This is a genomic window from Streptomyces sp. MS06 (assembly GCF_047200655.1).
GTDB lineage: Bacteria > Actinomycetota > Actinomycetes > Streptomycetales > Streptomycetaceae > Streptomyces.
The window spans coordinates 15,487-39,798 of record NZ_JBJZOJ010000012.1 but is presented as its reverse complement, the minus strand read 5'-3'; the positions used below and the strand labels follow the sequence as shown (position 1 = coordinate 39,798).

Sequence of the window (24,312 nt, the reverse complement as noted above, 5' to 3'; positions counted from 1 at the left end):
TGACCTTGCGCAGGCAGGCAAGGACCTCGGCCTAAGTGGGAAGGTCGAGGCCGAGAGCGGCTGCCGCGCGGTCCCGCCGAACCGCCAGGTCGGGCATGTCCTCCAGGTACTCGGCAGTCACCTCGGCGCTCTCCTCAGCGGTGAACGCGCGACAGTCGCGCCACCAGGGCGCGACCAGCAGAAGCCGAAGGAGTTCCGGCATGCCGATAGCAACGAGAGCGGCACCGCCTTCGGAGTCTGCGTACAGGACCGGGCGTTACTCGGCGCCGTTTCCGCAGAAGAAGTAGGTGCCCCCGGCGCCGTCGCCTGCGAAGCCTTCCAACGCCGCACCGGATGCCAGGTGGACTGCCTCGACGTGGTCGCCTCGGTCCAGGTCGAAGTCGCCCGGCCATGCCAGGAAGCCGACAGCGTCGTCGTTTTCGCGGATGGTGGTGATCAGCGGTCGCGACATGCATCGCACCGTAGCGGCAAGGGCCGACACTGCTCGCCGCCAGGGTCTGGGGAGGGGCGGCGCTCCCTTCGCCGCGCTGCGGTCACACGGCGGCCGAGTGGAGTTCCGTCAGGCGGGGCAATCGTCGGCCCAGTTCGTCCTCGTCCTCGAAGTCGAAGTTCCATTCCGGGTCCAGCTCCGGATAGCGGATGGTGAAGGCGTCGTTGGGGAGCTCCTCGCCGGTGGCTTCCTGGTGGGCGGTCCAGGCGATGCTCAGGGCCTCTTCGCACTCGATGTCGATCCCGTCTGCGGCGAAGGCGCGGACTGCGGGGAGATCGGCGAGCACGTCGGGATCGGCGATGACGCGCTCGAATGTCTCGCGGCCCTGGGTGATCAGCCAGCCGCGAAAGTAGTCGAATCCGTCGTCGGAGCATCCCCCGTTGATCACGTAGGCGGCGCCCCAGACTGGAGCTCGATAGGAGTCGGCCATCAAGCCCCAGAGGGCCTGCTGGGCGGCGACGATCTCCTGGGCCGGGCGAAGGGCGAGCAGTGTGGCCGCCCGCTCGGCGACGGCGTCACCGTTGTCCGGGGCCGGCACCTGCGAGCGGGCTTCCTCGATCAGCTTCCAGAACTGCTTGGTGTCCATGGCCGCCGAGAATGCCACCGCGCTCTGACAGAGCGGTCCAGACTTTGGAGGCGCCGCCGCTGATGTCAGTGGCAGGCAGTTGAATGAGGACCATGACTGTCCACGCGCTGGTGGCCTCGCTGCCCGACCCCGATATTCTGCTCGCCCGCTGTCGGGCACTGGCCCTGCTCGACGCCATCCTTGACGCGGACGCTCCCACCCACTCGTTCGTCTCCGACTGGCGCGAAGGCGTCGACCTGGCATTCATGGACAACGGTTCCGGTGACCAGTACGCCGTCGTGTTTGATCCGTCCGGGGTGTTCCTCTACGGCTTCGATCACGAGAGTGATGCCACTCCATGGCGAGAGTCGCCCCGCGCGCATTGGCCTGGCCTCCTCGACGGTCTGCCCCCGTCGCTCGCGCACTATCCGGCGGCACCAGAGTTCCAGTTCGACGGATTCTTCGACGCGACGGTGTGCGTGTGGCGCGAGAAGGATGCTGAGGCATGGCAGTGCGGTCAGGTCGAGTTCGGCGACGACGAGTCAGATGGGAGTGATTGGCTGTTCGCCCTTCTCACCGACGGCAGCACGGACGCGTACGTCAGCTTTGCCGAGGACTACTTTGAGCGGACCGTCGACCGTGATGCCGTAGCGACGATCCTGGCCCGGGAGCCGCTGAGCCACAGGACGGTGACCTCGTTGTCCTCCACGGCCGACTTCGAAACGGTGGCTGTGCAGGCCCGCACGCTGGGCTATGCCGTCCAGGATCACCCTGCGCCCTGATCCCATGGAGATTGCCCCCTGCTCGACGCGCGACGGCTGGCATCCGACCATTCGTCGCTGTTCCACATGGCGGGCATGGCGCCGACGGGTTCGAACCGGATCTGCGGGTCGTTGCTCTGGACCAGGCAGATCAGACGGCGGCGAAGTACGGCTGCCTGGCGGGCCTGGTCGGCGATGATGTCCAGGACGATCTGCGCCGCCCTGGGGCAGGTCGTCGCGAACCGGTCGTAGTCAGTGAAGGCGAGGACGAGTCCGGCGCCTTCGGGAGCATCGTCGTAGCTGCCGTAGCAGGCCACGTCGCCGAGGCAGTCGTTAAGCGCATCCAGGTTGTGCCCGTAGTAGTCGGGGAAGTCCAGGGCCGCGGCTACGGCACGGTGCATGTCTCGCTCCGTGTTCCATTGGCCGGCTTCCAGGTGGATCACGCGGAAGCCGCGGTCTTCGAGACGTTCGGTCGCCTGTGTGAGGAGACGCTTGCGCCAGAAGAGGGTGACGAAGGTGTTGATCATGTACTCGACGCCGGGAAGCCGAGTAGCCGTGGCGGTTGGCGCCGGATTCTGCGCCGCGTCGCTCCGGTAGGCGTCGAGCAGACGGAAGAACTCATCGACGGGAGTTGAGCCGTCGGGGGTGTTGCGCTCGATCTCGGCTGCCCAGGTGAGGGAGCTGGCGATGCCGCGATGCTCACGGAGCCAGCGGCTGAAGTCGTCTTCGGGCCAGAAGGCCCAGGGTTCGTCGATGCTGTGCACGCCGAGTGCTACCCGGTAGCCGGTGAGAATGGACTGCAGATCGTGAAGTGAGCCGCTGGGCAGCCACATGCCGGGCCGGAGACGGATCTGGTCCAGGAAGTCGTACACGTCCGTGCACTCTTGCCAGTGCTTGGCCGCGAGATCCGGGCTGTCTTCGGTCGGCATGTTCCGACTCTACGGCGTGGACAAGTGTTGTCGTCTGTGAGAGGGGTGCGAGCGCAAGGCGATCACATGCGGGTGTCCGGCCACAGGTGGGCGCCGGTGAAATGGGCGAGGCGGGCGACGGTGGCCACGTCCGGCCAGGAGCGTCCCGCGAGAAGGTCGGCCACGGCCTGTCTGTTCACTCCGGAGCCGGCGGCGGTCGCGCGCAAACTCAGGCCACGGTCGTCCAGGACCCGGGCGAGTGTGCGTGCGATGTGGCGGACCGCTTCGGCGGCCGTGTCGGTGCTCGGTTGTTCGGGCCAGGTTTCCGGATTGTCGGTCAGCTCCCGGGGGGAGCGTGCGCGGGCGCGTCCGCCGACCATGCGCGCACCATCCTGTCCGTTGAAGTCGATCAGCTGTGGAATGGCTGCTTGTCCAGCCGGTATGCATGGACCGTGATCCTTGATCCCGATACGTCCGCGAAGATCACCCGCTACCGGCCCGAGAGCGTGCCGCCTGTGTGGGCGGAGGTCGCGCCGCTGGTGCGGTCGGTCGTCGCCGCGGCCGTGACGGCTGTGCCCTATGACGTGGAGTGCCTGTTGCACGTGGTCGGCAGGCTGGCGTTGTGGGCCGAGGCGTCGGGTATTGAGCGGTCTGCGGACGCGTGGTTGCGCAACGAGGTGATCGACGCGTTTGTGCTCTCGCGGGCCGGGGAGATCGAGACCTCGTCGGTCCGGACGTACCGGACGTGGTTGCTGCGCGTTCGTGACGCCCTGGCCTGGAGCGAGCGTGGGGAGGCGCCTCCGGTCCGGATGCACGCCGAGGCGAGTCCGTACCAGCCCTACACGGCGGCCGAGTTGGCGGGACTGCGGCACTGGGCGACGCATCTGTCCCGGCAGCAGAGGACCGACGCGCTGGCGTTGCTGGGGCTGGGTGCCGGTCTGGGGCTGAAGCCGAAGGAGGTCGCGGCCAGCCGGGGCACCGATCTGCGCCAGCCAAGCACCGACGGGCCGTTGCTGCACAAGGGCGTCGAGCGGCTGGTTCCACTGGTCACCCGGGCCGCCTGGGACCCTGTTCTGGGTGAGCTGGCAGAGAGCGCGGGCGGCGGGTACTTGTTCCGGCCGGGGCGGACCGTCGAGTACGCGAAGAACCTGATCGGCTCCTGGTCGCTGATCCACCGGCCGCCGCGGGATCTGCCCGCGGTGTCGGTGGGCCGGTTGCGGGCGACGTGGATCGTCGAGCTGATGCGTGCGCATATCGATCACTATCTGATCGCCCAGGCGGCCGGACTCGCTTCCGCCGCGTCCCTGGCCCGCTGGCAGCACCTGGTGCCGCCGGTGGATGAGGTGACAGCGGCCCGGCTCCTGCGAGGCCCGGAGGGGAGGTGACCAGGCCTCGGGCCTGGCGGCATCCGGAGAAGATCAGACAGTGCCGGCCCCGGCCGGTCACCGACGCACCCGCCCGGATCCCGGACTCCAAGGTCGGTCAGCTCGACGCGCTCCTCCAGGAGTCCGGAGTTCTTGAGCTGATCGACACCGAGTTGGAAGGCCGACCGGGCCCGAAGGGGCTCCCGGTCCGGACTGTGCTGGTGGGGTTGTTGCTGGCGTTGCACTATCACCGCAGCGCCAGCCTCGCGGATGTCTGCAGAGTGCTGCTCGACGAGCTCCGGGCCCCCGCTCGGTCGTGGCTCGGCGTCCCGGACGAAAGCCCTGCCGACGACCACGCCAGGATCGCGTTCTCCCGCCGCGTCTACCGCTCCTTCGACCGTCTGACCACCGCCTTCGACCCCCTTCGCTGTGACCGGCGACGCCGACTGTCCGCCGAGGAGGCGCACGTCGTGGCAGCCGCCTGGGAGGACGGGGATGCCGAGCGCACACGCCGGCGGGAGCTGCTGCAGGAGGTCAGTGATCGTCTGGTGCTGATCACTGTCCGCCTCGCCCACCGCCGGGGCCTGTTCAAGGGCTGGCGGGGCGACATCGCCGCCGACACCACCCCGATCCCCGCCTGGCACCAGCCGCCCCGAGAACGGCGCGGCTTGGCCTCCGTCGAACTCACTGCCGGCTGGCACTACTGCGGAGGCTCCGAGGAAGGGATCTTCGGACACTCCGCCAGCCTCCTGGTCGCCTCCAGCCGACGCCACCCCACGGGGCACCCGCAGGCCGGTGAACGCGTCAGCCGCCATCCGCAACTGGCCCTCGGCCTCGTCCTGGACACCCCGGGCAAACGCATCGGCCCGAACGCGGTCCACTCCCTGGCCCGGCTGGCTCAACTCGGCTTCCCGACAGGACTGCTGGCGGCCGACCGCGCCTACACCGACCAGATCGCCGAGCACTTCGCCCAGCCGGTCCGCACCCTGGGCTACCAGCTGGTCCTCGACTACAAGCAGCAGCACCGGGGCGTTCAGGGCACCCACCAAGGCACCCTCCTCGTCGATGGCTCCCTCGCCTGCCCCGCCATGCCGGACGCCCTGGCCCGCGCGACCACAGGGCTCGACGACAGAGCCGTACGCGGCATCGACGACAACAGCGAGCTCCGCGATCTGATCGCCGCCCGGGAGCCGTACTTCCTCAAGCTCAAGCAGTCCGCGGACGAGCGGGGCGCGATCAGGCTTCAGTGCCCGGCCAGCGGGCCCTCGCCCGCCGTGTCGTGTCCCCGCTTCAACCAGGTCCATCTCGTCCCGGCACCGCGGCCGGCTGTGGTCGACCTGACCAACAAGCGGGCCACCGCCGCACACACCGCGGCCAAGCCCACCGTCCCGATCCCTCAAGCCGAGCGACTGCGTCCCCGGCCCAAGGGCGAGCTGCCGCGGATCTGCCGGAAGCCCACGGTCACCATCCGTCCCGGCGACCTCGGCAAGCTCGACAAGTTCCGCCAGGACCGGCACTACCTCCACTCCACCTGGCAGGACGCCTACCGGCCCGAGCGAGCGAACATCGAGGGCCTCAACGGCAGGGCCAAGCGCCTCGCCCACGGCCGGGTCGCGCAGACCATCCTGCTCGCGCTGATGATCTGCAGCATCAACCTGCACATCCTCTTCAGCTGGCACCAGACCACCGGAGCCCGAGCGACCGCGACCGCTCATGAAGTCGCCCCCATCGCCGGACCTGCCGCACGGCCACCCGACACGGCCGGCCTGCCTCCACCCAACGGCCCGGAGACCCGCACGACCACCTGAGACCCCGGCACCAGACACGCGGATCACGCACGCCCGTCGACAGTCCCAAAACGCCCTGCGCACCCGGACCACCCCGAAACCTCAGGCCGACGACCGCCAGGCAACCGCCTCCGCCACCGAACCCGTTCGGACAACACCTCGAACAAGCCCCAGAAACGCCGAGATCCCGCCCGATCAATCAGATCGGACGGGATCTCGTGAACTCTCCCTGAGTGAACTCAAGAACAGTCGATGCGTGGACCTGTGGGGATTTGAACCCCAGACCCCCTCGATGCGAACGAGGTGCGCTACCAGACTGCGCCACAGGCCCTTGCAACGAGTGAAACTCTAGCATCCCCGTCGGGGTGCTCGGAAATCCGTTGCGGACCGCCCGGGGAGCGGGCGTTCCAGGGTGCCTCACCAGGCGGGCAGCCCTTTCAGGCCAGGTCAGGCCGGGCCGGGGCCGAATCGGCCGGGAGTGGTGAAGGCCCGGCCCGGTGGCGGCGGCCCGGAGTGGCGGAGCCCCGGGCGGGGCGACGCCGGGCGGCGGGCCGTGGGGCCGGGTGCCCGAGCAATCGGCGATCGGGGGATCGGGGGATCGGGGGATCGGGGGATCGGGGGATCGGGGGATCGGGGGATCGGGGGATCGGACGATCGGGGGATGTGGTCGGCGGCGGGTCACTCGTTGGCCGCGCGCGGCCGTCCGTCGTCGTCGAACTGGTCGAACAGCGGTGTGCGTCCGCGCTCCCGCGCGCGGCGCGCGGAGGCCGCCCGGCGCGCGTCGGTGCGGCCCGGGCCCGGCTGGTCCTCGCCCTCACCGGAGTCGGGCTGCTGGTGCGGGTCCTGCTCGCGCGTCGCCTGCTCGTGCACGACGGGACGGTCCTGGGCCCGCTCCGGCGGGACGGCGCTGGAGCGGGCCGAACTCCACGCGTCCGGCGCGCCCAGGTCGACGTCGGACGTCGCCCGTGGCGCGACCGGCGCCGTCACGTAGGTGGGCAGGGGGACCGGTACGGGGTCCCAGTTGTCGCCCCGGCCGGGTCGGCGCTGGCGCTCGCGCTGCTGGTCGACCCACTCTGCGTGGTCGGTCTGCTCGACGAGTGCCCGCCGGTCCGCGGCCAGCGCGGACAGCCCGGCGTCCGTGTCGGGAGCCCCGGCGCCTTCGTCCGGCTCCTCTGCGTCGGTACGCGCCTCCGCGCCGGTGGACGTCCGGCGGCGGGGATGGCGCTCGCGCTCGCGCAGTCGCTGCGCCGCGACCTCGGCCCGGCGCCGGTCCATCTGGTAGGTGAAGCGGCGGTGCTCCTGGCGGCGGAGGTAGGCGATGTAGCCGCTGAGCAGCAGGGCCGGCACGCCGGGCGCCCACAGGAACGCGAGCCCGCCGACCGCGGCGACGACGGCGCCGAGCGTGAAGGCGAGGAAGAGCACCACGGTGGTGCGTCGACGGCGCGCGAGCACCTTGGACCGCTGGGCGCGCGCGGCGGCCGCCTGCGCCGCGGGGGTGCGCCGTGCGGCGGGAACGCCTCGGCGCGACGGTGCGGTGTGACGTTCGGGGGCAGGCTCGCCGGTCTCCGCGCGTTCCGGCCGGGGGCGGCGCTCCTGCGCCGGGGCACGTCCCTCGGCCTGGCCCTGAGGCCGGGTCGGGGGCATGGCGAAGGCCCGGACGTCGACCGAGTCGGTGACGGCGTCCGGGGCGTCGGCGTCCGGCTCCTCCGGTTCGTCGGAGCGCGACGCGAGGTCCTTGGCGTAACGGCGCTCCATGCCCGCCCGTCCGGACAGCAGCCGGATGGCGGTGCTGAAGCGTTCCGTCGGACGGGCCTCGTTCAGCTCGTCCTGCCTACGGAGCCACATCGGCACCAAGTAGGCGGCCCAGGCCCCGACGATGACTGCGTAGATGAGGCCGCTGCTGCTCACAACTCACACCGTAGAGGGGTCGGCGCGAGGCTATCCGCCAATTGGGACGGTGTGTCGCACGATCTGGCTGATATTCCGAGCTTTTTTTGTGACCGATGCGATCAGTAGGCCGTCAGGGTCGCGAATTCACCGCCCGAAGCCGGTCATGAAGCGGCAAAATTCGAACACTTATTCAATTTCCGAAGCTAGCCCGGATTCCCGGGCGTGTTCTGCGGATCGCGCGGCGTGCTCCGGGAGCGTGAACGCCGCCACCGGTTCAGCAGGCCTTCCGGCACTTCCTCGGCGGTCAGCGCGAAGACGAGATGGTCGCGCCAGGCACCGTCGATGTGGAGGTACCGGGGCCGGAGCCCCTCCTCGCGGAATCCGAGTTTCGCCACCACGCGGCGGCTGGGACTGTTCTCGGGTCGAATGCACACCTCGATGCGATGCAGTCCGACGGTGCGGAAGCAGTGGTCCGCGACGAGCGCCACCGCCGTCGGCATCACCCCGCGGCCGGCCACCGCCTCGTCCACCCAGTAGCCGATGTGCCCGGAGCACATGGAACCCCAGGTGATCCCGGCGACGGTCAGCTGTCCCACCAACCGCCCCTGGTACTCGATGACGAACGGCAGCATCCGGCCCGCGTTCGCCTCCCGCCTCAGGTACCTCACCATCTGGCGGTAGGTGGGCCGGTGCGCGACGGGCCCGATGGAGGAGGGCGGTGGGACCGTCGCCTCCCAGGGCCGCAGCCAGTCCCGGTTGCGCCGGTTGACCTCGCGCCAGGCCCGCTGGTCGCGCAGCCTTATCGGCCGGAGGACGACATCGCCCTCCACCAGCACGGCGGGCCACGATGGGCTGTTCAGCTCGCACCCCCACTACCGGGTCTCGGGTGGTCCCCGCCGCGGATCTGGTCGACGGCGTGCACCAGCAGCGGCCGCAGAACGGCGAGGCCGTCCTTCACACCGCCGCTCGAACCCGGGAGGTTGACGATCAGCGTCCGCCCCGCGACCCCGGCAAGTCCACGGGACAGCGCGGCGGTCGGCACCTTGTCCCGCCCGTACGCCCGCACGGCCTCGGCGATGCCCGGCACCTCGCGGTCGATCACCCTGCGGGTGGCCTCCGGAGTGCGGTCGGTGGGCGAGATGCCCGTGCCCCCGGTGGTGACGACGACGTCGTAGCCGGCCTGCACTCCCGCCCGCAACGCGGCCTCCACGGGGTCCCCGTCCGGAACGACCCGCGGCCCGTCCACGGCGAACCCGAAACCGCTCAGCCCCTCGGCGATCAGCGGACCGCCCCTGTCCTCGTAGACCCCGGCGGCGGCCCGGTTGGAAGCGGTCACCACGAGGGCGGAGTACGGCGCGGTCAGCGCCCCGCCCACCGCCGCTGCATCGCCTGTCATGCCCGGCTCCAGTCGCCCGACTTGCCGCCCGTCTTCTCCTCCACGCGCACGTCCGTGACGACCGCTCCCTTGTCGACCGCCTTGACCATGTCGATCACGGTGAGCGCCGCGACGGAGACCGCGGTGAGCGCCTCCATCTCGACACCGGTGCGGTCCGTCGTCCTCACCTCGGCCCGGATCTCCACGGCGTCGTCGACGACCCACAGGTCCAGTTTCACCCCGGACACCGACAGCGGATGGCACAGCGGAATCAGGTCGGGGGTGCGCTTGGCACCCATGATGCCCGCGATCCGCGCGGTCGCCAGGGCGTCGCCCTTGGGGACCCCCTCACCCCGCAGCAGCTCGACCACTCGTGGGGAGACGAGGACGCGCCCGGCGGCGCGGGCGGTGCGCGCGGTCACCTCCTTGCCGGATACGTCGACCATGCGGGCGGCGCCCGCCTCATCGATGTGCGTCAGTCGGTCCTGCGTACTCATACTCGTGCGGCGCTCCCGGTCCGGGCCCGTCGCGGTGCGGTGCACGGGCCTGCTGTGCGCGCCACGGTACCGCCAAGCCGGCCGGACCGGCGGCCCAGGACCGCACCGGCACCGCGCGGCACGGCAGGGGCGACGGCACGACAGGGGCGACGGCACCGCACGGCCGGCACGGGCGCGGGCGCCGCCTCAGCCGAGCAGGACGACCTCGACGTCGGTGCCGGGTTCCACGGATTCGACGTCCTCGGGGACGACGATCAGCGCGTCGGCGTGCGCCAGCGCGGCCACCAGGTGCGATCCCGCGCCGCCGACCGGGGTGACCTCGCCGTCGGCGTACGTGCCGCGCAGGAACTGCCGGCGCCCCCGAGGGGAGGTCAGCGCGCGCTCCGCGGCCAGGGACGCCGTCGTCCTGGGGCGGTGGACGTCCTGAAGGCCCATCAGGGCGCGGATCGCCGGCCGGACGAACAGTTCGAAGGAGACGTACGACGAAACGGGGTTGCCGGGCAGCGCGAGCAGCGGCGTGTGGTCGGGGCCGATCGAGCCGAAGCCCTGCGGTTTGCCCGGCTGCATGGCGAGCCGGCGGAACTCGACACCGCTGCCGGGCTCGTCCGCGTCGCCCGCGTGGGACAGCGCTTCCTTGACGACGTCGTACGCCCCCACGCTCACCCCGCCCGTGGTGACCAGCAGGTCGGCGCGGACGAGCTGGTCCTCGATGGTGGAGCGCAGTGTCTCCGCGTCGTCGGCGACGGCGCCCACCCGGTAGGCGATGGCGCCGGCGTCGCGTGCGGCGGCGGTGAGGGCGAAGCTGTTGGAGTCGTAGATCTGGCCGCTGCCGAGCTCCTCGTCGGGCGGGACGAGTTCGCTCCCGGTGGACAGCACGACCACCCGCGGACGCGGGCGCACGCGGACCGTGCCGCGTCCGATCGCGGCGAGCAGCGCGATCTGCGGGGGGCCGAGCACCGTGCCCGCTTCCAGGGCGCGGTCGCCGGCCCGGACGTCGCTGCCCTTCGCGCGGACGTGCGCACGGGCCTCGGCCGGCCGGTACACCTGCACCTGTCCGGAGGCGCTCTCGGGTGCCAGGCTGCGGGCGCGCATCCCGCTGACCGGGCCCTCGCCGAGGCCGCCGTCGGTCCACTCCACCGGAACGACCGTCTCGGCGCCCGGCGGGAGCGGCGCGCCCGTCATGATCCGCGCGGCGCGCCCGGGGCCGACCCGGAGCGGTTCGGCCTGACCGGCGGCGACGTCCCCGATCACGTCGAGGACCGCCGGGAACTCCTCGCTGGCGCCGGCCACGTCCGCGACCCGCACCGCGTACCCGTCCATCGAACTGTTGTCGAACGGGGGCAGCGACACCGGCACCCCGATGTCCTCGACCAGGACGCATCCCTGTGCGTCGAGCAACTGCAGTGCGATGGGTTCCAGGGGGCGGACGGTCGCGAGGACGTCCGCCAGGTGCTCGTCCACCGACCACAGGTCGTCCTGGCCGGCGGTGCGGGGCGCGGCGCTGCTCAACGTGGCTACATCTCCTCGGTGACGAAACGGCGGAGCCAGGTCCGGAACTCCGGGCCCAGATCTTCACGTTCGCACGCGAGTCTGACAATGGCACGCAGGTAGTCGCCGCGGTCGCCGGTGTCGTAGCGGCGGCCCCGGAAGACGACGCCGTGCACGGGGCCGCCGACCTTCTCGTCCTGCGCGAGCTGCTGGAGGGCGTCGGTGAGCTGGATCTCGCCGCCGCGGCCGGGCTCGGTCCTGCGCAGCATGCCGAAGATGCTCGGGTCGAGGACGTAGCGGCCGATGATGGCGTACCGGGACGGGGCGTCCGCCGGGTCGGGCTTCTCGACCAGGCCGGTCACCTTCACGACGTCGGGGTCCCCGGTGGCCTCCACCGCCGCGCACCCGTAGAGGTGGATCTGCTCGGGTGCGACCTCCATCAGGGCGACGACGCTTCCGCCCTGCTGCTCCTGGACCTCGACCATCCGCCGGAGCAGCGGGTCGCGCGGGTCGATGAGGTCGTCGCCGAGCAGGACGGCGAACGGCTCCTGGCCCACGTGGGGGGCCGCGCACAGCACGGCGTGGCCGAGCCCCCGCGGGTCGCCCTGGCGGACGTAGTGCATCGTCGCGAGGTCGCTCGACTCCTGGACCTTGGCGAGCCGCTCCCGGTCGCCCTTCTTCTGCAGGGCGGACTCGAGTTCGTAGTTCCGGTCGAAGTGGTCCTCGAGCGGCCTCTTGTTGCGCCCCGTGATCATGAGTACGTCGTCCAGGCCGGCCTCGACGGCCTCCTCGACGACGTACTGGATCGCCGGCTTGTCCACCACCGGGAGCATCTCCTTCGGGGTGGCCTTGGTGGCCGGCAGGAACCGGGTGCCGAGACCTGCTGCGGGGATGACAGCCTTGGAGATCCTGGGATGCGACTGCGTCATGCCCGCCACCTTATCCGGTGCTCCGGCAGGGCCTCCGCGCCCTGGACCATGATCGCTGAAACGGCAGGACGGGCGAGGACCGGGACTGCCGAGGACGGAGTGAGCGGTGAGCGGCTTGGGGCCCCCGACCGAGTCCGGCAAGCGGACGCTGCGGCGAGGCTTCCTCGCCGCGCGGAACAACTTGACGGCCACCGCGCGGCAGGAGGCGGCGGCCGCTCTGGCCCGCCGTGCGCTGGAACTGCCCGAGCTGGCGCGGGCGCACACGGTGGCGGCGTACGTCTCGGTGGGGAGCGAACCGGGCACGCCCACGCTGCTGGAAGCGCTGCGCGCGCGGGGCGTGCGCGTCCTGCTCCCGGTGCTGCTGCCGGACAACGACCTGGACTGGGCTCCGTACGACGGCCCGCGGTCCCTCACCCGGAGGCAGTACGACGGAAAGATCGCGCTGCTCGAACCGGCGGGCGAGCGGCTCGGCCCGGAGGCGGTGACCGAGGCCGACGCGGTGCTGCTGCCCGGCCTGGCGGTCGATGCGCGCGGTATGCGCCTGGGGCGTGGCGGAGGTTCGTACGACCGGGTACTGACCCGCCTGGAGCGCGCGGGCGCACATCCGGCGCTCGTGGTGCTCCTGTACGACTCAGAGGTCGTCGTGAGCCTCCCCGAGGAGGCGCACGACCGTCCGGTGCACGCCGTGGTGACGCCGTCCAGGGTGCGCCGGTTCGCGGGCTGAGGGACGCGCCGGACGGCACGGGGAGACGGGGAAGGGGGCCCGCACTCGGGTGTGCGGACCCCCTTCCCACGCCGGTCCACTCATGGCCTCACGGCGCCGCCAGCACCGCGGATTCACGGCGCCGCCAGCGCTGCTGCGGCTTCACGGAGCCACAAGCGCTGCGGCTTCACGGCTTCAGCACGAGTGTGTCGCGTGTGCTGTCGTCGACGGCCTTCTGCGAGAAGGACCAGGGCAGCAGCTCGCCGTCGGCCCACTTGCCCGTCTGGTCGGTGTAGTGGGAGCTGAAGGCGTGCCCCGAGGCACCGGTCAGGTTGATCCACTTCGACTTGTCGAGGTCATCGAGGTTGACCACCATCCGCATCGAGGGCACCCAGACGACCCCGTAGCCGCCTGCGGCGTTCCAGCCGGTGGCGTCGACGGCCGCCTCGCCGCCACCGAGCTTCCACGGGCCGCGGTTGAGGACGTACCGCAGGGCGGAGGGGCCTTCGGTGCCCAGCGTCTGGTTCTTCAGGAACAGGCGGTGCAGCCTGCCCCAGCTCCAGGTGTCGATGTCCTTGCCGAGCTTGGCGGTCAGCTCCCAGCGGGCGTCGATCAGAGCGCGCTTGAACAGCTCGTCGCGGTTGTGCGCCGCCGGGCGGGTGCCCGTCCTGGGAGTCGTCCACCAGTCGCTGTCCGGCTTGTCCATCAGCTTGCGCACCACCTCGAACCACCGGTCGCCGCCGTCCGGCTGCGCCTGGTCGGCGTCGCGGCTGCCGCACTCGCGCACCTTCTCCGTGTCGTCGACGGGGCCGGTGGTGTCGGCCGGGTCGACCCACAGGCACTGTCCCTCGACCCTCAGTTCCTTGGGCAGCTTGTTGCCGAACGCCAGCTTGAGGATGTTGCGCCAGACGGCGTTGAAGTAGGCGGCCGCGGCCGAGTCGGCGTCCTGGGTGTAGTCCCAGCCCTCCAGCAGCTTCTGCGCGCGGCGGACGTCGGGGTCACCTATGTCGATCTTCAGGAGCGTGGGCACCAGCAGCTTCGCGATCTCGCTGCTGTTGTCCAGCTGCATCTGCCGCATGTCCTCGGTCGAGATCTTGCCGTTGCCCTTGATCTTCTGCTGGATCAGGTCGTTGATCCGCTGGCTGCGGGTGCCGTAGCTCCAGTCGGTGGTGAGCGTGTAGGGGTACGCGTCCTTGTCGATCACGGCCTGGTTGGCGGTGACGATGTAACCGCGCTCGGGGTTGTACTCGTAGGGCAGTTCGTCGAAGTCGATGTAGCCGGTCCAGCGGTACTTGGAGTTCCAGCCCGGCGCGGGCACCGAGCCGTCGTCGCCCTTCGTGCGCGTGGGGATCTTCCCGGGGAGCGTGTAGCCGATGTTGTTCTCGGTGTCGGCGTAGATCAGGTTCTGCGAGGGGACGTCGAACAGTTTGGCCGCGGCCCGGAAGTCCTTCCAGTCCGTCGCCCTGTCCATCGCGAAGACGGCGTCCATGCTGGTGCCCGGGTCCAGTGCGGTCCACCGCAGGGCTATGCCGTAGCCGTCGCCGCGGTCGGGTGCCGAGGTGGTGACGGTGGCCTTCTTGCCGACCTGCACCAGTTCGTCGTCGCGGTCGGACAGCAGGGGCATGCCGTCCTCGGTCTGGCGGACGACGATCTGCTTGGCCTTGCCTCCGGCGACCTCGATCGTCTCCCGGCGCGTGGTGAAGGGGACGACCTTGCCGTCGTACAGGTAGCCGTCGCCGGTGAGCTTCTCCAGGTAGAGGTCGGTGACGTCGACTCCGGAGTTCGTCATGCCCCAGGCGATGTGCTGGTTGTGGCCGATCACGACGCCGGGCATGCCGGCGAAGGTGTAGCCGGTGACGTCGAAGGGGCACGCGTCGGAGACGCTGCGGCAGTGCAGGCCCATCTGGTACCAGACGGAGGGCAGCGCGGGCGACAGGTGCGGGTCGTTGGCCAGCAGCGGCTTGCCGGTGATGGTGTGCTGCCCGCCGACCACCCAGGAGTTGGAGCCGATCCCGTGGCCGTTCACCCCGACCGCCGTCGGGACGTCGTCCAGGACGTCGTAGAGCCCCGCCAGCTGACTCTGCAGGGCGGCGGAGGCGTCGGAGGTGTCCGTCGTCCCGCCGTCCGCGGCCGTGCCCGAGCCGCTCGCACCGGCGGCCGGCTTGAACGTCCCGGTCGCCTCGTCGTACCCGCCCTCCCGCACGATCGGCTTGTTGCGGTCGTAGGGGTACGCGGGGTACAGGTCGGCGATCTGCTTCGGGCCGAGCCTGCTGGTCATGAGGGCGCGGTCGATCTCGTCCTGCATGTTGCCGCGCAGGTCCCAGGCCATCGCCTTGAGCCAGGCGATGGAGTCGACCGGGGTCCACGGGGCGGGCTTGTAGTCGTTGACGAAGCCCAGGGCCGCGTACTCCAGGGAGATGTCCTTGCCGTCCTTGCCCTCGAGGTAGGCGTTGACTCCCTTGGCGTAGGCGTCGAGGTACTTCTTGGTGGAGGCCGACAGTTCGGTGTCGTACTCCTTCTTGGCGACGCGGTCCCAGCCGAGGGTGCGCAGGAACGCGTCGTTGTCGACCTGGCCCTCGCCGAACATCTCCGACAGGCGCCCGGAGGTGAGGTGGCGGCGCACGTCCATCTCGTAGAACCGGTCCTGCGCCTGGACGTATCCCTGCGCCATGAACAGGTCCGCGTCGGAGGAGGCGTAGATCTGCGGGATGCCGTAGCCGTCGCGCCTCACCTCGACCGGGCCCGACAGCCCGTCGAGGGTGAGGGAGCCCTTTGTCTGGGGGAAGGAAGCGCGGACGGTACTGACGGACCAGTACGACCCGTAGGCCACGCCACCGATGAGGGCCAGCACCAGCACGAGCACGATGAGACGGGCTTTGCGCCCCTTCTTCCTGCCTGACTTGCCGGGCTTGTCACCCGTTGTGGCGGTGGTGTTGGGGGGCATCGCTGTCCTTGCTGTCCTAACGCGAGCGGCAGGCGGTCCTGGAGTGCTGGAGCAACCATAGGCGCAGGGTCCGGTGGCACTTGACGCGGAGTCGTGAACCGGAGCGGGCGGATGTTCGATCCCACCTCGGCGAGCGTCAAGAAATCGTCAAGAGTTAGGTAAGGTAATGAAGTAGTTTCGTGTGGTGCGCGCCGTGTTGTGGAGAGATGGGTGTGCGCGGTGCGCAGGGTGCGCACGGGCACCCACCGCACGTACCGACCGCGAACACCCACGGAACGCGGACGGAACGCGCAGCACTCGCGGCACGCAGAACACTACAGAGCACACACAGCACACACAGCACGCACGGAAACAGACAGCACGCACAGCACGCGCAGCGCACAGACGGCATGTGCGGCACGCAGAGCACGCAGAGCACGTAGAACACGCAGAGCACGTAGAACACGTAAGACACGCAGAGCGCGCACGGTGTGCGCGGCACGCACGGCGCGCTCGCAGGCGAAGGGAACCGCCACTGACTGTCCACCATCTCAACCAGCTCCTGCTCGCCAGCTCGCTGGTCCTGCTCGTCGCCGTGGCGGCGGTGCGGGTCTCCTCGCGCAGCGGGCTCCCCAGCCTGCTCGTGTACCTGGGCATCGGCGTGCTCATGGGCCAGGACGGCATCGGCGACATCCACTTCGACAACGCCGAACTGACCCAGGTCATCGGCTACGCCGCCCTTGTCGTGATCCTCACCGAGGGCGGCCTCGGCACGAAGTGGACGGAGATCAGGCCGGCCCTGCCCGCCGCCTCCACGCTGGCGCTGGCGGGCGTCGCGACGAGTGTGGGCATCACGGCGGCGAGCGCCCACTACCTGATCGGGCTCGAGTGGCGGCACGCGCTCATCATCGGCGCGGTCGTCTCGTCGACCGATGCGGCGGCGGTGTTCTCGGTGCTGCGGAAGATCCCGCTGCCGGCGCGCGTGACGGGCACGCTGGAGGCCGAGTCGGGGTTCAACGACGCACCCGTGGTCATCCTCGTGGTCGCCTTCTCCACCGCCGGCCCGGTCGAGCACTGGTACGTCCTGCTGGGCGAGATAGCGCTTGAGTTGGCCATCGGCGCGGCGGTGGGCCTGGCCGTCGGCTGGCTGGGCTCCTGGGGGCTGCGGCACGTGGCGCTGCCCGCCTCCGGCCTGTATCCGATCGCCGTCATGGCCATCGCGGTCACGGCCTACGCCGGCGGCGCCCTGGCGCACGGCAGCGGCTTCCTCGCCGTCTACCTGGCCTCGATGGTGATGGGCAACGCCAAGCTGCCGCACTGGCCGGCGACGCGCGGGTTCGCCGACGGGCTCGGCTGGATCGCCCAGATCGGCATGTTCGTCCTGCTCGGCCTGCTGGTCACACCGCACGAGCTGGGAGCCGACGTGGGCCCGGCGCTCCTGATCGGGCTCGTACTGACGATGGTGGCGCGCCCGGTGAGCGTCGCGCTCTGCCTGCTGCCGTTCCGGGTGCCCTGGCGGGAGCAGGCACTCATGTCCTGGGCGGGGCTGCGCGGAGCCGTGCCCATCATCCTGGCGACGATCCCGATGGTGAACGGCGTCGTCGGCAGCCGCCACATCTTCAACATCGTGTTCGTCCTGGTCGTCGCCTACACGCTGGTCCAGGGACCGACCCTGCCCTGGCTGGCCCGCAGGCTCCGGTTGGGCGAGGAGCAGGAGGCGGCCGACCTCGGCATCGAGTCAGCCCCGCTGGAGCGGCTGCGCGGCCACCTGCTGTCCGTCGCCATTCCGGCCGGGTCGCGGATGCACGGCGTCGAGGTCAACGAGCTGCGGCTGCCCGCCGGGGCCGCGGTCACCCTCGTCGTCCGGGACGGGACGTCGTTCGTGCCGCTGCCGACGACTGCGCTCCGCCGCGGGGACGAGCTGCTGGTCGTCGCCACCGACCCGGTGCGCGACGCCGCGGAGCAGCGCCTTCGCGCCGTGGGTCGCGGCGGCAAGCTCGCCGGCTGGCTGGGCACGGGTGGAGCCGGCGCGGGTGGAGCCGGCCCGCACGGAGCCGGCGCGGGACGCTGACGGAGCGAAGGGGTCTTCGACTGCTGGTCTTCGAAGTCGGGTGTGTGCGGTTGTGGGGGTGCAGCGGGGTTCGCTTGGTGGAGTGCGTCTCGTACTGTTCACACCACGGCGAATCGCAGGGGAACCAGTGCCATGGTGGGCGTTTTCACAGGAACACCGGGAGATTCCCCCTGTACGATGAAGGCGCACTTTGATCGAACCAACTCTGCCTGACGCAGAGCTGGCGCGACCGTATGGCGGCCGGGGCGCCCCCACCGTGGGCACCGGCATCTACCGCAGTCCGCGCAAGAGGACAGCTCTCGGCGACCGCGCCCCTTACGAGGGGGCCGCGCTACCAGGCGGCGGAAAGGCACGGACCGTGGCATCCACGGTCACCACCCGACCGGAGAACTCGCCGGCCACCGCACGCCCCGGCTACGGACGGCTGCTGCGCACCCGCGGCGTCTGGACGTTCCTGCTCCCCGGTTTCGCGGCACGCCAGCCCTTCGCGATGCTGACGATCTCCATCGTGCTGCTGGTGCAGCACACCACCGGCTCGTACGGGATCGCCGGCGCGGTCGCGGCCGCCACCGGCGTCTCCATGGCGCTCTTCGCGCCCTACAGCGGGCGTCTCTCCGACCGCTACGGGCAGCGCGCAGTGCTGCTGCCCGGCGTGTCCGTACACGCGCTGTCGGGGCTCGCACTGACCGCGCTCGCCCTCGCCCACGCGCCCCTGTGGGCGCTGTTCGCGGCGGCCGTACCCACGGGCGCCTCGGTTCCGCAGGTCGGCCCCATGGTGCGGGCCCGCTGGGGCGTGAAGCTGAAGGGCTCGCCGCTGATGACGACGGCGGCGGCCTTCGAGTCCGTCACGGACGAGCTGACGTTCGTCGTCGGGCCGCTCCTGGCGACCGCGCTGTGCACGGCGGTGACGCCGGCCGCGGGTCTGCTGGCGGAGGCCGCACTCACCCTGGTGGGCGGTCTGCTGTTCGCCGCGCAGAAGCGCACGCAGCCGGCAGTGGTGCACGCCGGCACCCGAACGCACGTGGAGCACTCCTCCGCGCTGCGCGTGCCCGGGGTGCGAGTGCTGATCGTGGTATTCCTCGGCATCGGTTCCGTCTTCGGCGGCATGCAGGTGTCGCTGGCCGCGTTCACCGAGTCGATCGGCAACCCGGGCCTGAACGGCGTGCTCTACGGGGTCTTCGCCGCCGGCAACATGCTCTCCGGCGTCGCCTGCGGCGCGATCGCCTGGAAGGCCGCACCGCAGCAGCGTCTCGTCGTCGGCTACACGGCGCTCGCGCTGACCGCTTCCTCGCTGTGGACCGCTCACTCGGCACTCCTGCTCGCCGGTCTCGGCCTGCTGGTCGGCATGTGCATCGCACCCGCCCTGGTCACCGGCTACACGCTGGTCGAGGGACTGGTCCCGGCCGGGGCGCGCACCGAGGCGTTCACCTGGCTGACCGGCGCGGTGGCGCTCGGCCAGGCAGGCGCGGTCACGGTCGCCGGCCAGTTGGAGGACCGGTTCCGGGACGGCGCCGGATTCCTGGTGCCGATGGCCGGCACCGCCCTGGCCCTGGCCACCCTGATCGCGCTGCGCTCGAGGCTGGCAGGACGGTCCGGCGGCCGCACCGTCGCACGTGGCGTCGGTCACCGGGTGCCGTTGGCAGTGGACTGATCCCACGGAATACGTCACTATGGACCGTCGTTAGCACTCATCGAGTGAGAGTGCCAGGAGGAAGACAGTGCCGACCTACCAGTACCAGTGCACCGAGTGCGGCGAGGGCCTCGAGGCGGTGCAGAAGTTCACCGACGACGCCCTGACCGAGTGCCCCCGCTGCGACGGCCGCCTGAAGAAGGTGTTCTCCGCGGTCGGCATTGTGTTCAAGGGATCCGGTTTCTACCGCAACGACAGCCGGGGCTCCTCGTCGAGCAGCTCGCCTGCGTCGTCGAAGGCGTCGGCGTCCTCCTCGGAGTCCTCGTCGGGGTCCGCCTCCGGTTCCGCTTCGGGGTCCGAGGCCAAGTCCTCCGGCACGAAGTCCTCCGACGCGAAGTCGTCGGGCTCCAGCACCTCGGCGGGCACCACCGCCGCCTGAGCACTGTCACCCGGCCCTGCCGTCGTGCGACGGCAGGGCCGTCGGCGTACCCGGAGCCCGGGCACCGGTGCTCCGCGGCAGGCCGTCGGTGACCCGGCGCGGGCGGCCCACCGCCGGAGGCCCACCGCCGGAGGCCTGGCTCGGCGGCCTGTGGAGCGGGGCACCGACGGCGGCCGGGAGCATGACACCGGCAGCCCGAAACCGGACACCGGCGGTCCGTAACGCAAGCCGTCGGCGGTCCAAAGGAGCAGGCCGTCCCCGGTCCGAGGCGCAAGCCCTCGGCGGTCCAAGGCGCAAGCCCTCGAAACCCCGGGGCGCAGGCCGTCACGTCCACCGGGCGCAGGCCGTCACCGGTCCGAACACCGGTCATCGGCGCCGGACCGCACCGGCTACTGTGCGGGGCATGGTGAACGCAGAGATCGGTGTAATCGGCGGTTCCGGGTTCTACTCGTTCCTCGACGACGTGACCGAGATACAGGTGGACACGCCCTACGGGCCGCCCAGCGACTCCCTGTTCCTCGGCGAGATCGCCGGGCGGCGGGTCGCGTTCCTGCCCCGGCACGGCCGCGGCCACCATCTGCCGCCGCACCGGATCAACTACCGGGCCAATCTGTGGGCGCTGCGCTCGGTCGGGGTGCGCCAGGTCCTCGGGCCCTGCGCGGTGGGCGGACTGCGCCCCGAGTACGGACCGGGCACGCTGCTCGTGCCCGATCAGATGGTCGACCGCACGAAGTCCCGGGCGGGCACGTATTTCGACGGGCTGGAGCTGCCCGGCGGCGCGACACCGAACGTGGTGCACGTGTCGCTCGCGGATCCCTACTGCCCGGCCGGCCGTACCGCCGCGCTCAAGGCCGCCCGCGGGCGGGACTGGGAGCCGGTGGACGGCGGGACCCTCGTCGTGGTGGAGGGGCCGCGTTTCTCGACGCGTGCCGAATCGTTGTGGCACCAGGCGCAGGGCTGGTCCGTGGTGGGCATGACCGGTCACCCCGAGGCCGCACTCGCCCGGGAGCTGGAGCTGTGCTACACGTCGCTGACACTGGTGACGGACCTGGACGCGGGCGCGGAGACCGGGGAGGGCGTCTCGCACGACGAGGTGCTGCGGGTGTTCGCGGCCAACGTGGACCGGCTGCGCGGGGTGCTGTTCGACGCGGTGGCGGGGCTTCCGGCGAACGGGGAGCGCGACTGCCTGTGCACGCGGGCACTCGGCGGGATGGACCCCGGCTTCCCGCTGCCGTGACACGAGTGGTGCTGTAGGTAGGGGCGTACGGGGGTGCGCCGGGGGTGTGCGGGGATGTTCGGGGGCGCGGAGCGTGTGCGCACAGGACGGGGCAGGGCGGGCACGGCGGAGCGGAGGTCCTCCTTCGGGTGAGGCAGTTCTCCACAAGCCGTGAGTGGTCCACCGGCCCCGGCGGGCTGCGGCGCAAGGCCTCATCGTGGGCTTTGCCAGCCGATCCCTCACCGTAGGTGGTGATCCTCCGTGCCCCAGCCACAACCCCAGCCCCAGCCACAGCCACAGCCCCGATCCCAGCCCCTTGTCGAGCCCTTCCCTCCCCCGCGGCCTTCCCCCTCGCAGGCCGCCTCCCTCCCCTTCCCACCCGGCCCGGACATCCCGCCCACGTACGGGATTCCGCAACCGGACACCCCGCCCACATGCGAGGTTCCGCAATTCGACCCGGTACGGGTCCGCGGCGGGCACCACCTCTTGCAGCGACTGCTCCGGCACCGCCGGCGTGCGGTCGCCCTCGGACTCGCCGTCACCGCCACCGCGCTCGTCGCGGCCGGTCCGCGCTCGGAACGCACCCGAGGGCTCCCCGACGGGCCGGCATCGGTTCCGGCGGCCGAGTCGAGCGGAGGTCCGCCGGCACCGGATCGGCCGCACCGCGATCGGGTGGTGACGGCGCCGGTGCGGATCTCCGACGCCGCCACCGTGCGACTGCTGCGGCCGGGGGACCGGGTCGACGTCATCGCCGTCGCGGCAACCACGACCAGCAGTGACGGCCGCAACGACCGCTACGGCGGTGACGACCGCTACGGCGGTGACGGCATCGGCGGTGACGGGGCTGACGCCCGGGTGGTGGCGCGCTGCGCCCCGGTGACCAAGGTGCCGGAGCCGGTGGACGACGCGGCGGGCGGCGGGGCCCTGCTCGTGCTGTCGGTACCGGGAGCGACCGCGCTGCGTCTGGTGGCGGCGAGTGCTACGGCCCGACTGGCGGTGACCCTGTGCTGACCCGAGCGGTGAAAGTTACGCCATCTCTTGTCAAGTCGCTCGATGGAGTCACGCAATTGGACAGAGCGGCGGCGCTCTGACGTAGGTTGCGGAGCGTTCTGTTCCACAATCCGTACGCACGAAAAGAGGCACCGAGGTGAGCGAGAAGAAGGAGCCGGGCGTCTGGGACGGCTTCAAAGCCTTCCTGATGCGCGGGAACGTCGTCGATCTGGCGGTCGCGGTGGTCATCGGCGCCGCCTTCACCAACATCGTCAACTCGGTGGTGAAGGGGATCATCAACCCGCTGGTCGGGTCGATCGGCACCCAGAACCTCGACAGCTACAGCTCGTGTCTGAGCTCGAGCTGCGAGGGCGACAAGGGCATCCAGATCATGTGGGGCTCCGTCCTGGGCGCCATGCTGAGCTTCCTGATCACAGCCGCGGTGGTCTACTTCCTGATGGTCCTGCCGATGGCCAAGTACCTGGCGCGGCAGGCGGCCCGCAAGGCGAAGCCGGAGGAGCCGAAGGTCGTCGAGGTGACCGAGCTGCAGGTGCTGCAGGAGATCCGCGACGCGATGGTGTCGCAGCGCGGCGCCAGCGACTCCGAGTCGTACCAGGCCAAGTCCTAGCGGCCCTCGGCCGGTTCCTGCGGGCCGTGCCACGCCGGGCCGGGCGGGCTCACAGGTGGTGGGGCGGCTTCTCGTCGAGGAAACGCTTCAGGTCGGCCGCGCTGTCGCCGCGCGGCCGCTCGCCCCAGCCCCCGTCGGAGTCGTCGGAGGACTGCTGGTCGAGCGGGTCGTCGAAGACCAGCGCGGTCTTCGGCTCGCGCGGCTCGGGGGCGGAAGCGGTACTCATGCCCCCAGGGTACGGCCCCCGCTGCCCCTGCCGTAGGCGGCGGCCCCCACACTCCGGCCGCCCCGCTGCCGCGCCGGCATCGGCAGCGCCGGCATCGGCAGCGGCGGCGCTCCCGGCCGGCATCTGCTGTGCTGGGGGACATGACGACCAGACCAACTCCGTCACCCGCCCCCTCCCCGGGCGCGCCGAACGGGCGAGGACCCCTGCGCAGACTGACCGCCCGGGGGCGGGACGAGGCCCACCGGGCCGCCTCTCCGCTGGAGCTCTTCTTCGACCTGTGCTTCGTCGTGGCGGTCGCGCAGGCAGGCGTCGGACTGGTGCACGCCGTGGCCGACGCCCAGGCGGGTGAGGGCATCCTCAACTACGCGATGCAGTTCTTCGCCATCTGGTGGGCCTGGATGAACTTCAGCTGGTTCGCCTCGGCATACGACAACGACGACGTCCTCTACCGGGTCGTCACCCTCGTCCAGGTGGCAGGCGTCCTCGTACTCGCCGCCGGCGTCTCACTGGCCTTCGACAGCCGTGACTTCACCGTCGTCTGGCTCGGTTACGTGATCATGCGGCTGGCGATGGCGTCGCAGTGGCTGCGCGCCGCCCGATCGGCAAAGGGCGCCGAACGGACCACGGCACTGCGTTACGCGGGAGGCATTCTGCTCTGCCAGGTCGGCTGGCTGGGCCTGGTGGTGCTGCCGGAGCCGGCCCGCCCGTGGGTGTTCCTGGTGATGGCGGTCGCGGAACTGTGCGTACCGGTGTACGCGGAGAGGAAGCACCCGACTTCCTGGCACCCCCGCCACATCGCCGAACGCTACGGGCTGTTCACCATCATCGTCCTCGGCGAGACGATCGCCGCCGCCACGGTCGCCGTGAAGACGGCCGTGGACGAGCACGACGCACTCGGCGATCTGCTGCCGATCGCGGCGGGTGGTCTGCTCATCGTGTTCTCGGCCTGGTGGATCTACTTCGCCGTACCCGTCCACGGGCATCTGCGCTCCAACCGGCAGGCCTTCCTGTGGGGCTACGGCCACTACTTCATCCTGTCCTCCGCCGCAGCGATCGGGGCGGGCCTGGAGGTCGCGGTCGAACAGGCCGTCGGCACCAGCCATCTGTCGGCCCTGTCGGCCTCGGCAGCGGTCACCCTGCCGACCGCGCTCTACCTGATCGCGGTCTGGACGATGCACTCCCGCCACTTCAAGATCGGAATCTCCCAGCAACTGGTTCTTCCGGTGACCGCACTGCTCGTCATCTGCTGCACCTTCCTCGGCGACCTCGCGGTCCCGGCAGCGGGCCTGGTGTGCGCGCTGGCGGTGACGGCGGGCGAGACGCTGACGGCGCGCACAACGGGCGGCGCGTACGGGATCGGGCCGGCCGCTCCGGCGGGCTGACACGGCGCGCCCGGCGCCGGACCGGATCGGAGGGAGCGACACTGGCTGCC

24 protein-coding genes and 1 tRNA gene are annotated in these 24,312 nt (G+C 71.0%); 11 read left to right on the top strand and 14 right to left on the bottom strand.

Features of this window, described 5'->3' with window-relative positions:
* Window positions 1-31 precede the first annotated feature (31 nt).
* From ACL02U_RS08465 to ACL02U_RS08455, 3 genes are all read right to left on the bottom strand, one after another.
* Complete coding sequence (locus ACL02U_RS08465) at window positions 32-202, bottom strand: hypothetical protein (RefSeq protein ID WP_412790046.1); 171 nt, start codon at window positions 200-202, stop codon at window positions 32-34.
* Between the two features lie 54 nt (window positions 203-256).
* On the bottom strand, window positions 257-451 hold the full coding sequence (locus tag ACL02U_RS08460) for a hypothetical protein (protein WP_412790045.1): 195 nt from the start codon (window positions 449-451) through the stop codon (window positions 257-259).
* 82 nt (window positions 452-533) lie between these two features.
* On the bottom strand, window positions 534-1,076 hold the full coding sequence (locus ACL02U_RS08455; protein WP_412790044.1) for a DUF4240 domain-containing protein: 543 nt from the start codon (window positions 1,074-1,076) through the stop codon (window positions 534-536).
* 92 nt (window positions 1,077-1,168) lie between these two features.
* Here ACL02U_RS08455 and ACL02U_RS08450 point away from each other — a divergent pair, with 92 nt between their 5' ends.
* Window positions 1,169-1,837: a hypothetical protein gene (locus ACL02U_RS08450; protein ID WP_412790043.1), complete on the top strand. Its 669-nt coding sequence runs from the start codon at window positions 1,169-1,171 to the stop codon at window positions 1,835-1,837.
* On the opposite strand, the gene ACL02U_RS08445 is transcribed toward ACL02U_RS08450, so the two are convergent.
* Window positions 1,822-2,745 carry a barstar family protein gene (locus ACL02U_RS08445; protein WP_412790042.1) on the bottom strand — a complete coding sequence of 308 codons (924 nt, stop codon included), beginning with the start codon at window positions 2,743-2,745 and terminating at the stop codon, window positions 1,822-1,824. The genes ACL02U_RS08450 and ACL02U_RS08445 overlap by 16 nt on opposite strands.
* A gap of 62 nt (window positions 2,746-2,807) precedes the next feature.
* The gene (locus ACL02U_RS08440) at window positions 2,808-3,104 is read right to left on the bottom strand and encodes a helix-turn-helix domain-containing protein (protein WP_412790041.1); all 297 of its coding nucleotides are present in this window, start codon (window positions 3,102-3,104) and stop codon (window positions 2,808-2,810) included.
* A gap of 72 nt (window positions 3,105-3,176) precedes the next feature.
* Between ACL02U_RS08440 and ACL02U_RS08435 the strand changes: the two genes are divergently transcribed.
* Complete coding sequence (locus ACL02U_RS08435) at window positions 3,177-4,109, top strand: hypothetical protein (RefSeq protein WP_412790040.1); 933 nt, start codon at window positions 3,177-3,179, stop codon at window positions 4,107-4,109.
* Window positions 4,106-5,896 carry a hypothetical protein gene (locus tag ACL02U_RS08430; protein ID WP_412790039.1) on the top strand — a complete coding sequence of 597 codons (1,791 nt, stop codon included), beginning with the start codon at window positions 4,106-4,108 and terminating at the stop codon, window positions 5,894-5,896. Before ACL02U_RS08435 ends, ACL02U_RS08430 begins: the two co-directional genes overlap by 4 nt.
* A gap of 236 nt (window positions 5,897-6,132) precedes the next feature.
* Here the strand turns inward: ACL02U_RS08430 and ACL02U_RS08425 are convergent.
* The 7 genes from ACL02U_RS08425 to galU all read right to left on the bottom strand — a co-directional run bounded on the left by ACL02U_RS08425 (window position 6,133) and on the right by galU (window position 12,054).
* Window positions 6,133-6,206: transfer RNA gene (locus ACL02U_RS08425), tRNA-Ala, on the bottom strand.
* A gap of 347 nt (window positions 6,207-6,553) precedes the next feature.
* A complete protein-coding gene (gene glpR, locus ACL02U_RS08420) occupies window positions 6,554-7,783 on the bottom strand; it encodes a gephyrin-like molybdotransferase receptor GlpR (RefSeq protein WP_412790038.1) in 1,230 nt (409 codons plus the stop codon).
* 185 nt (window positions 7,784-7,968) lie between these two features.
* Window positions 7,969-8,601: a GNAT family N-acetyltransferase gene (locus tag ACL02U_RS08415; protein WP_412790037.1), complete on the bottom strand. Its 633-nt coding sequence runs from the start codon at window positions 8,599-8,601 to the stop codon at window positions 7,969-7,971.
* A gap of 20 nt (window positions 8,602-8,621) precedes the next feature.
* A complete protein-coding gene (locus tag ACL02U_RS08410) occupies window positions 8,622-9,161 on the bottom strand; it encodes a MogA/MoaB family molybdenum cofactor biosynthesis protein (RefSeq protein ID WP_412790036.1) in 540 nt (179 codons plus the stop codon).
* Complete coding sequence (moaC, locus tag ACL02U_RS08405; RefSeq protein ID WP_412790035.1) at window positions 9,158-9,637, bottom strand: cyclic pyranopterin monophosphate synthase MoaC; 480 nt, start codon at window positions 9,635-9,637, stop codon at window positions 9,158-9,160. Before moaC ends, ACL02U_RS08410 begins: the two co-directional genes overlap by 4 nt.
* A 186-nt stretch (window positions 9,638-9,823) precedes the next feature.
* Window positions 9,824-11,146: a gephyrin-like molybdotransferase Glp gene (gene glp, locus ACL02U_RS08400; protein ID WP_412790034.1), complete on the bottom strand. Its 1,323-nt coding sequence runs from the start codon at window positions 11,144-11,146 to the stop codon at window positions 9,824-9,826.
* Between the two features lie 5 nt (window positions 11,147-11,151).
* A complete protein-coding gene (gene galU / locus ACL02U_RS08395; RefSeq protein WP_412790033.1) occupies window positions 11,152-12,054 on the bottom strand; it encodes a UTP--glucose-1-phosphate uridylyltransferase GalU in 903 nt (300 codons plus the stop codon).
* A gap of 106 nt (window positions 12,055-12,160) precedes the next feature.
* Here galU and ACL02U_RS08390 point away from each other — a divergent pair, with 106 nt between their 5' ends.
* Window positions 12,161-12,778 carry a 5-formyltetrahydrofolate cyclo-ligase gene (locus tag ACL02U_RS08390; protein ID WP_412790032.1) on the top strand — a complete coding sequence of 206 codons (618 nt, stop codon included), beginning with the start codon at window positions 12,161-12,163 and terminating at the stop codon, window positions 12,776-12,778.
* A 166-nt stretch (window positions 12,779-12,944) separates the two neighbouring features.
* Here the strand turns inward: ACL02U_RS08390 and ACL02U_RS08385 are convergent, their stop codons facing one another.
* The gene (locus ACL02U_RS08385) at window positions 12,945-15,701 is read right to left on the bottom strand and encodes a penicillin acylase family protein (protein WP_412790031.1); all 2,757 of its coding nucleotides are present in this window, start codon (window positions 15,699-15,701) and stop codon (window positions 12,945-12,947) included.
* A gap of 514 nt (window positions 15,702-16,215) precedes the next feature.
* Here ACL02U_RS08385 and ACL02U_RS08380 point away from each other — a divergent pair.
* The 6 genes from ACL02U_RS08380 (at window position 16,216) to mscL (ending at window position 22,654) form a co-directional block, all read left to right on the top strand.
* On the top strand, window positions 16,216-17,751 hold the full coding sequence (locus ACL02U_RS08380) for a potassium/proton antiporter (protein ID WP_412790122.1): 1,536 nt from the start codon (window positions 16,216-16,218) through the stop codon (window positions 17,749-17,751).
* A 358-nt stretch (window positions 17,752-18,109) separates the two neighbouring features.
* Window positions 18,110-19,402 (top strand): MFS transporter, encoded by a 1,293-nt coding sequence (locus ACL02U_RS08375; protein WP_412790030.1) that lies wholly within the window; start codon window positions 18,110-18,112, stop codon window positions 19,400-19,402.
* Window positions 19,403-19,469: 67 nt separating this feature from the next.
* On the top strand, window positions 19,470-19,820 hold the full coding sequence (locus ACL02U_RS08370) for an FmdB family zinc ribbon protein (protein ID WP_412790029.1): 351 nt from the start codon (window positions 19,470-19,472) through the stop codon (window positions 19,818-19,820).
* 403 nt (window positions 19,821-20,223) lie between these two features.
* Window positions 20,224-21,057 (top strand): S-methyl-5'-thioadenosine phosphorylase, encoded by an 834-nt coding sequence (locus ACL02U_RS08365; protein WP_412790028.1) that lies wholly within the window; start codon window positions 20,224-20,226, stop codon window positions 21,055-21,057.
* Window positions 21,058-21,426: 369 nt separating this feature from the next.
* Window positions 21,427-22,047 carry a hypothetical protein gene (locus ACL02U_RS08360; RefSeq protein WP_412790121.1) on the top strand — a complete coding sequence of 207 codons (621 nt, stop codon included), beginning with the start codon at window positions 21,427-21,429 and terminating at the stop codon, window positions 22,045-22,047.
* Between the two features lie 136 nt (window positions 22,048-22,183).
* Entirely contained in the window at window positions 22,184-22,654 is a 471-nt protein-coding gene (mscL, locus tag ACL02U_RS08355) for a large conductance mechanosensitive channel protein MscL (protein WP_412790027.1), read from the top strand.
* A gap of 49 nt (window positions 22,655-22,703) precedes the next feature.
* On the opposite strand, the gene ACL02U_RS08350 is transcribed toward mscL, so the two are convergent.
* The gene (locus ACL02U_RS08350) at window positions 22,704-22,880 is read right to left on the bottom strand and encodes a hypothetical protein (RefSeq protein ID WP_412790026.1); all 177 of its coding nucleotides are present in this window, start codon (window positions 22,878-22,880) and stop codon (window positions 22,704-22,706) included.
* Window positions 22,881-23,020: 140 nt separating this feature from the next.
* Here ACL02U_RS08350 and ACL02U_RS08345 point away from each other — a divergent pair, with 140 nt between their 5' ends.
* On the top strand, window positions 23,021-24,262 hold the full coding sequence (locus ACL02U_RS08345) for a low temperature requirement protein A (protein ID WP_412790025.1): 1,242 nt from the start codon (window positions 23,021-23,023) through the stop codon (window positions 24,260-24,262).
* Window positions 24,263-24,312 lie beyond the last annotated feature (50 nt).